The 12,444-nt window shown below is 54.0% G+C and carries 12 protein-coding genes and 1 pseudogene; 6 read left to right on the top strand and 7 right to left on the bottom strand.

Features of this window, described 5'->3' with window-relative positions; genetic code table 11:
* Window positions 1-71: 71 nt before the first annotated feature.
* Window positions 72-488 (bottom strand): GlcG/HbpS family heme-binding protein, encoded by a 417-nt coding sequence (locus AC1DKH_RS00845; RefSeq protein WP_223616306.1) that lies wholly within the window; start codon window positions 486-488, stop codon window positions 72-74.
* A 431-nt stretch (window positions 489-919) separates the two neighbouring features.
* On the opposite strand from AC1DKH_RS00845, the gene AC1DKH_RS00840 reads away from it, so the two are divergent.
* Window positions 920-1,606: a GntR family transcriptional regulator gene (locus AC1DKH_RS00840; protein WP_223616307.1), complete on the top strand. Its 687-nt coding sequence runs from the start codon at window positions 920-922 to the stop codon at window positions 1,604-1,606.
* A 138-nt stretch (window positions 1,607-1,744) separates the two neighbouring features.
* Here the strand turns inward: AC1DKH_RS00840 and AC1DKH_RS00835 are convergent, their stop codons facing one another.
* The 3 genes from AC1DKH_RS00835 to AC1DKH_RS00825 all read right to left on the bottom strand — a co-directional run bounded on the left by AC1DKH_RS00835 (window position 1,745) and on the right by AC1DKH_RS00825 (window position 4,960).
* Window positions 1,745-3,382 (bottom strand): bifunctional 3-(3-hydroxy-phenyl)propionate/3-hydroxycinnamic acid hydroxylase, encoded by a 1,638-nt coding sequence (locus AC1DKH_RS00835; protein WP_223616308.1) that lies wholly within the window; start codon window positions 3,380-3,382, stop codon window positions 1,745-1,747.
* A 125-nt stretch (window positions 3,383-3,507) separates the two neighbouring features.
* Window positions 3,508-4,068, bottom strand: coding sequence for a VOC family protein (locus AC1DKH_RS00830; protein WP_223616309.1), 561 nt, complete (start codon window positions 4,066-4,068; stop codon window positions 3,508-3,510).
* Between the two features lie 40 nt (window positions 4,069-4,108).
* Complete coding sequence (locus tag AC1DKH_RS00825; protein WP_223616310.1) at window positions 4,109-4,960, bottom strand: fumarylacetoacetate hydrolase family protein; 852 nt, start codon at window positions 4,958-4,960, stop codon at window positions 4,109-4,111.
* Between the two features lie 127 nt (window positions 4,961-5,087).
* On the opposite strand from AC1DKH_RS00825, the gene AC1DKH_RS00820 reads away from it, so the two are divergent.
* The 4 genes from AC1DKH_RS00820 to AC1DKH_RS00805 all read left to right on the top strand — a co-directional run bounded on the left by AC1DKH_RS00820 (window position 5,088) and on the right by AC1DKH_RS00805 (window position 8,108).
* Window positions 5,088-5,669, top strand: a complete 582-nt coding sequence (locus tag AC1DKH_RS00820) for an amino acid synthesis family protein (RefSeq protein WP_218534761.1) — start codon at window positions 5,088-5,090, stop codon at window positions 5,667-5,669.
* A gap of 69 nt (window positions 5,670-5,738) precedes the next feature.
* Window positions 5,739-6,854, top strand: coding sequence for an alcohol dehydrogenase catalytic domain-containing protein (locus tag AC1DKH_RS00815; protein ID WP_223616311.1), 1,116 nt, complete (start codon window positions 5,739-5,741; stop codon window positions 6,852-6,854).
* A gap of 95 nt (window positions 6,855-6,949) precedes the next feature.
* Window positions 6,950-7,501 carry a cupin domain-containing protein gene (locus AC1DKH_RS00810; protein ID WP_263294429.1) on the top strand — a complete coding sequence of 184 codons (552 nt, stop codon included), beginning with the start codon at window positions 6,950-6,952 and terminating at the stop codon, window positions 7,499-7,501.
* Window positions 7,502-7,541: 40 nt separating this feature from the next.
* Window positions 7,542-8,108: an NADPH-dependent FMN reductase gene (locus AC1DKH_RS00805; protein ID WP_223616313.1), complete on the top strand. Its 567-nt coding sequence runs from the start codon at window positions 7,542-7,544 to the stop codon at window positions 8,106-8,108.
* A gap of 340 nt (window positions 8,109-8,448) precedes the next feature.
* On the opposite strand, the gene AC1DKH_RS00800 is transcribed toward AC1DKH_RS00805, so the two are convergent.
* Entirely contained in the window at window positions 8,449-9,804 is a 1,356-nt protein-coding gene (locus tag AC1DKH_RS00800) for a dicarboxylate/amino acid:cation symporter (RefSeq protein ID WP_223616314.1), read from the bottom strand.
* A 107-nt stretch (window positions 9,805-9,911) separates the two neighbouring features.
* On the bottom strand, window positions 9,912-10,967 hold the full coding sequence (locus tag AC1DKH_RS00795) for a tartrate dehydrogenase (RefSeq protein WP_223616315.1): 1,056 nt from the start codon (window positions 10,965-10,967) through the stop codon (window positions 9,912-9,914).
* Between the two features lie 136 nt (window positions 10,968-11,103).
* On the opposite strand from AC1DKH_RS00795, the gene AC1DKH_RS00790 reads away from it, so the two are divergent.
* Window positions 11,104-12,027 (top strand): LysR family transcriptional regulator, encoded by a 924-nt coding sequence (locus AC1DKH_RS00790; RefSeq protein WP_223616316.1) that lies wholly within the window; start codon window positions 11,104-11,106, stop codon window positions 12,025-12,027.
* Between the two features lie 158 nt (window positions 12,028-12,185).
* Here the strand turns inward: AC1DKH_RS00790 and AC1DKH_RS00785 are convergent.
* Window positions 12,186-12,328: pseudogene (locus AC1DKH_RS00785) on the bottom strand (transcriptional regulator); the annotation flags it as partial.
* Between the last annotated feature and the right edge of the window lie 116 nt (window positions 12,329-12,444).

The following is a 12,444-nucleotide window of genomic DNA, read 5'->3' as shown; positions in this document are numbered from 1 at the left end:
TCATCCATTCGCAGCATTGGCTGCTAATAAATCAGGTGCCGCGTACCGTTCTTGCTCCGTCCTTTCTCGTTCTATCGGTCTTGATGGGTGGTCAACGCTTGCAAGCCAACCTCCACAAGAACGATGTCCAGTTGCGACGTCAGACCGCTGACGCCGAACCCGCCTACGACCTCATCCCCAACAACAATTGGAAGTCCTCCTTCGATTGGAAAAACACCATGAATCATCGAAGCACCTGACCGACCTTCGGCGACCATGTCCTCAAAAAACTTCGTCGGCCGACGTGTAAGAGCGGCACTGCGGGCTTTATCAATAGCCGTTTGGACAGACGAGACGGATGCGCCATCAAGCTTTCTGAACGTCATGAGGCAGCCCGCCTCATCAACCACGGCCATGGAAACCTTCCAGTTTTCCCGGGTGGCTTTTTCCATGGAGGCCACAAGCATCAATTCGGCGTCTGCCAACTCGAGTACCCGCTTCGTTTTCATCACGCACCTCTTGAGCCTATGGTTTGTGGTCAGCCTATGCATGGGATAATCGTGCGTAAAACAATATTTACTGCACTGCAAATCACTTTGTGCACAAAACGTAATCCTGGGCAAATTCAAAGTCAAGGAGATTCTCGAGCGCAAGCATTTCTACGCATCGACGCGGTGAGACGTGAATGGGCATCCGGTGTCGGCCGGCTGGGGGGGCTCAAAGGACGGAGAGCGCTAAAAGCAGTAGGAGAGGTGAATCTGGAGGGGGGCAGCCAGCAGTTATAGGGCGCACGGCGAATCAAAGCCGCTGAAAGAATGCTCAACGATTTTCTGCTTGCGGCTCGTTAAAAATCATGAGCAATTTTGACATTCAGCCTTTGCACTAAAGAAGGTTTTGCGCATAAAATCGATTTAGTGCAAATTTTAGGATGACTCCGACCATGATCACCTCTCCCGGCAGTCCGCTGATCGATGTCGCGTTGACGAAGATGAAAAAAGCGATTGTTTGTTGCGAGCTGGCCCCGGGCGAAAAACTCAAAGTGGCCGAACTGTCCAAAACTTATGGACTCAGTAGCTCCCCTATTCGTGAAGCCCTCAATCGACTGACTCAGGACGGTGTCGTCGAAGCCAGCGATAACAAGGGGTTCAGGGTCGCTCCGATTTCCACGACAGACTTTCGCGACATTACGCGATTGCGCTGCCTGCTCGAGTGCGAAGCGCTAAGCGATGCCATTCAGTATGGCGACGATGCCTGGGAAGCCGATGTGCTAGGTGCATTTCACCGCCTGAACCTGATTGAGAAAAAACTCGGAAGCGGTGTGCTCGTACTCGATGATGAGTGGTCAATCCGGCATAAGGCTTTCCACTTTGCGCTGTTCGCGGCCTGCCCATCATCGTTGATGTTGAAGATGGTGGACTCCCTGTTCGACAGAGCAGAGCGCTACAGACGCTTCTCAGCCAAGCAGCGCCAGACTCCAAGGCACAAGGGAAATGAACATCAAGAGCTAATGAATGCTGCGCTTGCACGCGATTCTGAGAAAGCGGTGACGCTCTTGCGCAATCACATCCAAGGCACTTTGGGCCGAACTGTCGAGGCTATAGAGCGCCAACAAGCCACGCTCCAATAACTGAATCAACAGCCTGTCGCCCCCCACTCGGGGCGACACTCGATGTTCTCTACGTCGAATTCAAGCTCAAAAAAACCTTCGCATCGCAACTGCTTTCGTGGACAGTGCAATGCGAAGGGTCTACTGCCCCTTGCAGATTTACGCCTGCGCAAACCTGATTGTCGTGTCGCAAACTCCGCCATTACTCTGCCTAGCCTGTTCAGGCTCCTTGCACCACAAGGCAAGCTCCATTCCCTCTAGCAGTTCCATCGCCCAGGCGACAGTGACCGCGCCGCCATACACGTAGTGATCCGGTCGCACGATGACCACATTGCAGCCTCGACACTCAAGCCATTGTGCCAGTACGCCGTCGACCTCTTCATAGTCATCAACAGTGCGAGCAGCAGTCTGCTGAGAGGTGACCAATCGCACGACCTGAATGGGCAGACCTTTAAGGGATTGGCTGCTGCGCAGACATCTCAGTAACGCGCTAGCATCAAACCCAGGCGCAATCACCACTCGAAAGGATTGCCCGGTAAATTCATCCAGCAGAGCTTTTTTACCCGTATTGTTGATGACCATTGGCTGAGGAAACAGCTCACCGGCAGGAGCGACTTGCGCGACAAAACCTTGCGACAATCCAGGAATCAGCGTTTGTCTGATGGTGCCTCCCGGATTTTCCGTCATCTGCTGGATCAGTCGCGCGTCCCGGATTGCTGCTCTCTCGTTGTCACGCTCACAGATCACACCACCAAACTCTTTGGCTGCCATGGTGGTTTGGCGGACATGTGGAATCCGTTCGGTTTGGTAGGTATTCAGGAAGGCCGGTGCTGCCAGACCTCCTTTTACCAGCGCGAGCTTCCAGACCAGGTTCAGAGCATCGCGGATTCCCTGACACATGCCTTGAGCCAGGAAGGGAGGCGTCATGTGTGCGGCATCCCCTAGAAAAAACACTCGATCGGACTTCCACTGTTCCAAAATCAGTGCATGGAATCGATAAGCAGAAGCTCGCCAAAGCTGATAGTCGCCCTCAGGCAACCAACGAGAGATCAGTTTCTTGATCGCTTCTGGCTGGGAAATTTCCGTCGGTTGTTCGTCAGGATTGATCATGAACTCCCAACGCCGATGTTGGCCCGGCCCGACGACAAAGGTGCAAGGTCTAGCCAGCTCGCAAAACTGCACATTCGTCTTTGGTAGATGCTCACCCGCACCTTCATTCAGGATCACGTCGACGACGAGCCACGGCTCATCGAATGCGAGATCCTCCATTTTCAACCCTAGACGGGTTCGGATCGGGCTGGTGCCCCCATCACATGCCAAGACATATTCCGCAGTCACAGTGCGCTCGGTTCCATCCTTGGATTGGATGAGAACATCAGCTTGTACACCTGTGGAATTAACCGATAAAACTTCCGAACCGAGCTCTACCGTTACAGACTTGAAGTCCGAAATTTTATTGCGCAGCGCACGCTCTACAGGTGGCTGCGAGAATACGTAGTTTGGTGCCCACCCCAACGGAAATGGAGGTTTCGCGGCATCAATGCGTTTGATCAGCTGAGAACCGGTCGTGCGGTACTCCGAGGGACGATAAGGCATGACATGTTCGGCAATGTCATCGGCCAAGCCAATGTTACCGAACACACGCATCACTTCGTGATCAAAACCCATGGCCCTAGGGTTCGTGTACACCGTCTCGGACTTATCCACGACAAGAGCGCTCAGCCCCCACATGCCGGCGAGATTTGCGCACAGAGCCCCCACTGGCCCCATTCCAACAATGATGACATCGTAGTCCATCGTCTACTCCGCTTTTTGTTTTTCTCTACTACGACTTCTGGTTGATGAGCAGACTTTTGCACTACCATCAACCAGGCTTCAACGACCACCGATTGGAGCAGGCTATGTAGCCCCTCCAAATGCCATTAGCCGATACGAACGCGCTGCTCTTCGATCTTCGCCCGAATAGATTCCTTCCATTGCTCGCGAGTCTGGAAACCGGGACGGCGCCTGCACATGGCCTCGGTCTGGGCGAGGATAGCCTCAGTCGGCATCTCGAGATCGAGCGGCTCCTTGCAAGGTTGTGCAGTGTAGAACGGTGCATCGACATACATTTCGATGGGATTGCCTTCAGGATCTTTGAAGTACATCGACCAGGCGTTACCGTGATCCACCTGAGCAATTCCTTCAATGCCGCTTTTCTTGGCGAATTGATAGTACGTCTTCAGGTCGTCGAGGGAGTTCAGGAGAAACGAAAGCTGATTGATCGGGTTGAACGGTAGGTCGACAGGTTTGCCGTCAAAGAGAACGACCTGATGATGTAACTCAGGGTTCTGAGTCATGAAAAACAAACGGTGACCTGTTGAGGCGACCCCCTTGTCACTTACGATGAAACCCAAAGTGCGGCAGTAAAAATCAACCATCCGATCGAGGTCTTCGCAAAACACACCGGAGTGGGTGAAATTGATTGTAGGTAATGCTGACATTTGGAACCTCCAGTTTTTATGATTGTGTAGAGGACAACGCTTAGGCTTCGTCAATAACGCCGTTCGACAGCGTGCCAATCTCAGTAATCACCACTTCAAAAACATCACCTGGCTTCAGAAAAATCGGTGGATTACGTTTAAAGCCAATACCACTCGGAGTACCAGTTGCCAGAATGTCTCCAGGGTTCCATGGAAGCGCTTTCGATACATACGAAATCAAATGAGGAATGTCGAATGCAAGCTCCGAAAGGCTGCCCTCCTGCAGTTGCTCGCCATTAAGTACCCCCCGCACAACCAGCTTTCGGTAGTCGGAAATTTCCGATGCCGGAACGAGCCAAGGGCCCAGAGCACCGGTTTTTCTGAAGGTCTTACCCATGCCGTACTGGTGCGTATGGAACTGCCAATCGCGGACGCTGGCATCGTTGAAGCAGGTGTAACCCGCAACGTGATCCATCGCGTCCGCCGGATCAATATGCGCCCCCCCCTTCCCGATCACTACCGCCAATTCGGCTTCGAAATCAAATTGCTCTGAGACTCGAGGCCTTACCAGCGGCTCACCGTGGGGCAAAAGAGTTTCGGCAAAACGCTGAAAAATGACCGGAAACTCGCCGACCTTTCGGCCCGCCTCTTCAGCGTGAGCAACATAGTTAATGCCTACGCAAATCACCTTTCCAGGATTGGGGATTACTGATTCCAACTGGATACTTGAAAATGGATAGTCAGGCCGCACAGCCTCTAGGATCTGGCGCGCCTCCTGAAGCAAGGATGGGTTGCTCAGAAAAGTCGCGAGATCTGGAACCTCCGAGAAACGGTTGGTCAGCTCAACCACTCCGTCACCGGACACGGCGCCGAAATGGGCTTCTCCTTCTTTACGGTACGAAATCAGCTTCATCTTGCCTCTCCTATTTTTTTGTGCACAAAAACTAACTTCTTGCACCATACATCATTAAATGCATAATGCAAAAGGCCGGTTTAAAAAAATAGCGAGCCCATGAGGCTCTCGGTTCTGGAGGTTACGCATGTCGCTTGTGATGGTTCGTAAGGTCAAGCTGGACGTTGAAGAGGTATTCCACGAAGGCGGGCCTCGTTTGTCAGCCCCGTTGCGGATTGCAGTGGCCACCGCTGTGGTCGCCAATCCTTACGCAGGTAAGTATGTAGAAGACTTGCTGCCGTTTATGCAGGAACTGCGAGCCTTGGGTGCAGAGTTGTCGGAGCAACTGATCCATACCCTGGGCGGAGCTAAACACGTACAGGCCTACGGCAAGGGCGCAATCGTCGGTGAAGACGGTGAGTTAGAGCACGGCGCTGTATGGCACGAAGCAGGTGGCTGGGCAATGCGCGAAGCGCTTGGCAACCCGAAGGCGATCGTCCCTGCGGCCAAGACTATTGGTGGCCCAGGCTGCCGAGTGATGATCCCACTAGGGCATATCCAAGCTGCATACGTTCGTAGCCATTTCGGTGTTGCTGAGATGACCGTATGGGACGGCCCTCGTCGTGGTGAAATTGCCTTTGGCCTAGCCATGGCTACAGGCGGACGGATACATGCACGATTGGGCGGTCTAGCTGCCTCCGACGTAAAGGGCGAAGACGGACTGCGTTAGTGCCCTAGATTTGAAGCGTGCTCCAAAGGTTAGGTACCACTACAAAAACAATATGTGTTGGAGAACATCATGACTGCAAAAACTATGCGCGCTGCACGTCTGTACGAAGGCGGCAAACCCATGGTCATCGAGCAAGTTTCTGTACCCGAAATTCGCCCTACCGAGGTGCTGGTCAAGGTGAAAGCATGTGGGATCGTCCCAAACCTGCACAACATTCTCACTAATTGGGTTAAGTGGTTCCCTCAAAATCCGCTGCCGAAACTTCCTGCCATTTTCGGGCTCGATCCATCAGGTGTCGTCGAAGCAGTAGGTGCTCAAGTCTACGACTTCAAGGTCGGCGACCGTGTGTATGTCAACCCGGGCCGACACTGCGGCTCCTGCCGAGCTTGCCGTGCGGGTAACACAATTGCCTGCACCGCCTATACCTTCAACGGCTATTTTGGCTTTACGCCGAAAAGCCCGCGCATGTTCGAAGACTACCCCTACGGCGGCCTTTGCGAGTACATCCCGGCCCCGCAATACAGTCTGGTCAAACTGCCGAACAACATCAGTTTCGAAACCGCCGCGCGCTTAGGCTATCTGGGCACCGCCTACAAGGCGTTGCTCAAGGCCAACGCGGGCCCCGGTAGCACTGTTCTAATCAACGGGATCAGCGGCACACTCGGTTTAGGTGCAGTCGCTCTAGCGCTGGCCATGGGGGTACGAAAAATCCTCGGCACTGCGCGAAACCAGGAGCTGTTCCAGAAGGTGAAAGACCTGGCAGCTCCGGGCCGGATCGAAATTCATACCCTTGGTACGATTCCCACCAATGAATGGGTCTTTGAAGTCACCCATGGCGAAGGCGTCGATGTGGTCATTGATGCCCTGGGCCCAGGGGCTCCCCACGAAAGCCTGACCCAAGCCCTTAAATCTCTCCATCGCGGTGGCCATCTGGTCAACGTCGGCGCCATTGCCGGTGAAGTCCCAATCGACCTTCACTGGATCATGGACAACGACATCCAGATCAGCGGGTCGGCCTGGTTCACTACAGGGCAAGGCCAAGCCATGGCTGACATGGTTGAGTCCGGTGTGCTGGATCTCTCATTTTTTGAAAACACGGCCTTCAAACTAGAAGACGTCAACAACGCAATTACCGGTATCGAAAACCGCCACGGTGGCTTCAGCAACTACGTCATCTGTCCTTGATTAAGCTCGGCGAGCGGCGCGGTTTAGGCCGCCCCTCGCTGTCTTTCAGTTGTCAGTACGCCTGCGCTTTTTGATTATTAGTCGAGTAATTCAGAATGAAAATAAGAAGAATCGTGACCGGCCATGACGAACATGGAAACTCCGTGTTCATTTCTGATGATTATGCTCCACGAGCACAGTCCTTTACCTTGATTCCTGGGCACGCTATGGCCCAACTGTGGACGACTTCAGCACATCCGGTTTGTCTTGAGCAAAGGAGCGACCCCACGCTTGACTACGCGTCGCTAATTCCGCCACTGGGAGGCACCAGTCTCGCCATATTTGATTTTCCACCTGACTCGATCATGCAGAACCCTATCGATGGTGTCCGGGCCTATGAGGAACTGGGTGCTGCACTGCCTGGTTTGATTGAAAGCTTTGAGCCGGAAAATCCGGGTATGCACACCACTGCCACCATCGATTACGGAATCATTTTGGAAGGTGAAATGTGGCTTGAATTGGATCATGGCGAGACCCGCCTAGTGAAAGCCGGCGACGTCGTTATTCAAAGCGGTACTAGACACGCGTGGCGCAATAAAAGTGAACGAATTGCCAGGGCGCTTTTTGTGATGATAGGTGCATCGCTCCCAGGGAAACCTGGGCTGTAGTCTTACCGAGGCCAAGCCCTCTCTTGGCTCAAGGAGTTTTATGAGCACTTCAACTCTCCGTTTAATCGGCATATCCGGCAGCTTGCGCTCAGCATCAAACAACACTGCGATACTTGAAACACTCGCGTCTCGATTGAGTCATCAAGCAGAGCTGAGCCTCTTTCCGTTGAACGATATCCCCCTGTACGACAGTGATCTCGAAACGGACGCGTTACCGAACTCAGTGGCAGCTCTGAAGGAAGCGATCTCACTCGCCGATGGCTTAATCCTCTGCTCACCTGAGTACAACTATGGCACTTCTGGTGTTCTGAAAAACGCACTGGATTGGGCCTCTCGTCCTGGCTTCAATTCACCTCTAAAAAATAAACCCGTTCTGATAATGACGTCTTCACCAGGGTTGCTCGGCGGGGTGCGTGCCCAGTCTCAGCTGCGTGAGACGTTATCAGCCACGCTTTCCAAAGTGGTTTGCTGCCCCCAAATTGTCATTCCTAACGTCAACCAAAAGATGCAGAACGGCAGATTCATCGACGAACCAACGATTGAATTCATACTCACAGCAATCGATGAGTTGAAAAGGGAAATCGATCTAGAGACAGAGCAGTATTGAGATGGCTAGCAGATTCAAAGCGATGAAGCAGAGGTGAAAGCACCTTATTTTTGAGGCGAAAACTGATCCAGAGATGTACTTTTTCCTCGTCATCGACAAGACATTCAGCTACTTCACCAGAAATCGTTTAGCTAATCACCTTGATCAACAAAAAGGGCCCTCAAAGGGGCCCTTTTGTACTCAAACCAAAATCACTTGGTCAGCCAAGACTCAACGGTAGCGGAGCTAAACGTGCATGAATACCGACTTCAGATGTGACCATCTCTCAGCGCAAGATGCTTGGAATAGGAAATGCTCAATCAAAATGGCACTAAGCATCGCGTTGGTCAGCACCAGATATTTACACTCGTGAAGCTTTGTTAAGGCTGGGCAGCAAGGGACTGCTCGTTACCGAGGAAGGAGCATGAACAACGTCTGCCCGAACCACCTCAGGCTTTTGCTCTTCGACCTCACCATTGAGTGCCTTGTGCATCTTGACTGTGTCCAGCGCCCCGACCCATTTGGCAATCGCCATGGTGCCCACACCATTGCCGATGGTATTGGTGATTGCCCGCGCTTCCGACATGAACCGGTCGACGCCCAGCAACAACACCATGCCCGCAACGGGAATGGTGCCTAGGGACGACAAGGTGGCGGCCAGAATGATGAACCCAGAACCGGTGACACCCGCAGAGCCCTTGGAGGTGAACATCAGCACCGCCAGCACGATCAACTGATCGGTCAGGGTCAGCGGCGTGTTGGTAGCCTGGGCAATGAAAATTGCGGCGATGGTGTAGTAGATCGCCTGCCCATCCGGGTTGAAGGTGAGACCGGAAGGAATGATCATCCCAGCAACGGGTTTGGATACTCCGGCCTTTTCCATCTTGGAAATCATCTGTGGCAGCACCGATTCCGATGAGCTGGTACCGAGCACGGTGAATAGTTCTTCCTTGATAAACTTCAGGAACTTCCACAGGCTGAAACCGCTGTAGCGGCAGATCGGGCCGAGCACGAAGATCACAAACACCGCGCAGGTCAGGTACACACAGGCCATCAGCTTGCCCAGCGAGAACAGCGAGCCGAAACCGTATTTGCCGATGGTGAAGGCAATGGCGCCGAATGCGCCAATCGGCGCCAGGCGCATGACCATGTTGACGATGCGGAACATGCCCTGCATCAGGCTATCCAGCGTGTCGACGAACGCCTTGCCGCGCGGCCCTACATGAGCTAGGGCGATTCCCAACAGAATGGAAAACAGCAGGATCTGCAGCACATTGCCCTTGGCGAAGGCATCCACGATGGTGTCGGGAATGATGTTCATGACGAAGTCCATGAACGATGCATGTTTCACGACCGAGGTGTAGGTGGCCAGGCTGGAAGTGTCGAGGGTAGCAACATCGATGTTCATGCCGGCGCCGGGTTTGAACACATCGACCACCACCAGCCCGACCACCAGCGCCAGCGTTGATACCACTTCGAAATAGAGCAGCGCACGAAAGCCGACCCGCCCCAGCTCCTTCATGTTTTCCATGCGGGCGATGCCCGTGACCACGGTCAGGAAGATCACCGGTGCGAGGAGCATTTTGATCAGTTTGATGAACGCGTCGCCCAAGGGTTTGAGTGCAGCGCCGGTTTCAGGAACGAACACACCGACGATGGCGCCGAGGATGACCGCGATGAGCACTTGTACGTAGAGTTTGCCTAATATTCTTTTCATGACAGGGCCCTGATTTTTTATTGTTGTCAGGAAATGCCAAGGAGTCAGATCCAGTGATCTGCCCCTTGGCGTTGTGCCGCAGTACTACTTTGAATCGCTGGAAGATATCAGCGGTTGATCAACGCGATGACCGCATCCGTGATCTGGCGGGTGGTGGCTGTACCGCCCAGATCCGGGGTGTGCACACCGCTTTCGGTCACGGCTTCGATGGCGGACATCAGCTGTTTTGCCGCAGCGGCTTCGCCCAGGTGTTCGAGCATCATCGCCGCCGTCCAGAAGGTCGCAATCGGGTTGGCCACCCCTTTGCCAGTGATGTCGAAAGCCGAGCCGTGGATCGGTTCGAACATCGAGGGGAATTTGCGCGACGGGTTCAGGTTGGCGGTTGGCGCGATGCCCAGGCTGCCAGACAACGCGGCAGCAAGGTCGGACAGAATGTCGGCGTGCAGGTTGGTGGCGACGATCACGTCCAGCGTGGAGGGTTTGAGCACCATGCGCGTGGTCACGGCGTCGACCAGTTCCTTATCGATTTTAACGTCCGGGAAGTCCTTGGCCACTTCGTAGAAAATCTCGTCCCACAACACCATGCCGTGACGCTGGGCGTTGGACTTGGTGACCATGGTCAGGTGTTTGCGTGGGCGGCTTTGCGCCAGTTCGAACGCGAAACGGTGAATGCGCTCGACCCCGGCACGGGTGAACACCGACACCTCGGTTGCCACCTCCTCTGGCAGCCCCCGGTGCACACGACCGCCGTTGCCGGAGTACTCACCTTCGGAGTTTTCCCGCACCACCACCCAGTCGATCTGGTCACCATTGAGCAGCGGGCTTTTCACCCCTGGCAACACGCGAGCCGGACGCACGTTGGCGTACTGATCGAAGCCCTGGCAGATCGGCAGGCGCAGGCCCCACAGGGAAATGTGATCCGGCACGTTGAGCGCGCCCACGGCACCGAAGAAAATCGCGTCGAAGGTTTTCAGTTCTTCCAGGCCACCCTCAGGAATGTAGTACCCGTTTTTCAGGTAGTTATCCGAGTTCCAGTCGAAATGTTTGAAGTCCAGGTCGAAGCCAGATTTTTTCGACAGGGCTTGCAGCACCTCGACGCCAGCGGCGATCACTTCAACACCGATACCATCGCCTGGAACCGCTGCAATCTTGTATGCGCTCATGGTCAACTCCACTCTCGTAACGTTCTTGTTTTGCCTGTCGAACGGGCTGTTCAATCAGGGTGTGAGCGGAGTATATGTAGTGAACAAATAGGTGTGAGTTACTCAGAATCACTACATAAATAACTTTGAGTTACGAATGAACCCAACCTTGGATTTGTCATTTTTTTACCTTCTGGCCAACAAAGGCAGCCTCGCCGCGACGGCTCGAGAGCTGGGCATCACGCCACCCGCGGTGAGCAAGCGTCTCACCGCGCTGGAGGCTCGATTGGGCGTCCGCCTGGTCAATCGCACCACGCGCTCAATGAGTCTGACTTCAGAAGGCGAACTGCTTTTCTCGCATGCCGCTCGCATCCTGACGCAGATCGATGAGGTCGAGCAGTTGATCAACAGCAGTCGGGCCACACCTAAAGGTCTGATCCGGGTCAACGCGTCGCTGGGCTTTGGCCGTCGTTACATCGGCCCGGCCCTCGGCGCGTTCTTCGCACAGTACCCGGAGGTGGAAATACAGCTGGAAATCAGCGATCACCCGCTCGACCTGACTACTCACGGGTTTGACCTGGGCATACGCTTCGGTACGCTGCCGGACGCCGCCTTCCATGCACGCAAGATCGCGTCCAATCGCCGATTGTTATGCGCCTCACCGCTGTACCTGGAAAAACAAGGCGTGCCTCAACGCCTGACGGATTTGCAGCAACATAACTGCATCTTCCTGCGGCAGAACGAAACGCCCTACGGCGTGTGGAGCTTTACCAACGGTGGGCGCACGCAAAACATCAAAGTGCGTGGCGCTTTGGGGTGCAACGACGGTGAAGTTGCCCTGAACTGGGCGTTGGAAGGCTACGGCATTTTGCTGCGGGCCGAATGGGACATCGCCAGATATGTGCGCAGTGGCCGCTTGCGTTTAGTGCTTGAAGACCAGACACCGACCCGCGCCGATGTTTATGCGGTTTACCCACAACAGTTACACCTGTCGGCTCGAGTGCGCAGCCTGATCGATTTTCTGGTTGAGCGCTTCAAGCACATCGATCACCTGGATGAAGCGGAGTCTATACATGACTGAACAGCGTTTGACGGCACCCACTTCAGTTAAAGCGATTGAGTGGTAGAGATCTGTTGCCCCTGCCACGCGGACGCTTAAAAACTTCAAAGCTGTTTCCATAGTTGGGAAAAATCCAATAAAAAAGGCCCTCGAAGGGCCCTTTTGTACTCAAAACAAAGTCACTTGGTCAGCCAGGACTCAACAGTCGCGGAGCGGTGCTCGGCTTTCCACTCTTTCGAAGTCTTGTGATTGCCCCTTTGGTTTCGAAGACTTCGCCAGTGTGAGGTTTTTTATAGATCTTCACTTGGCATGGCTCACGAGTGCGGACGTTTTCAGGGATAGGGCCGAGTCACACATTACTTGCTCCACCTTCAATGCTGACCATCCAACGTAAATCACAACACGTTGTCCGCATCTTGATTTGATCCCCCAATCTCT

The organism is Pseudomonas sp. 05L36, assembly GCF_056398125.1.
The sequence above is the reverse complement of the archived record's forward strand: the minus strand, read 5'-3'. Positions and strand labels throughout refer to the sequence as shown.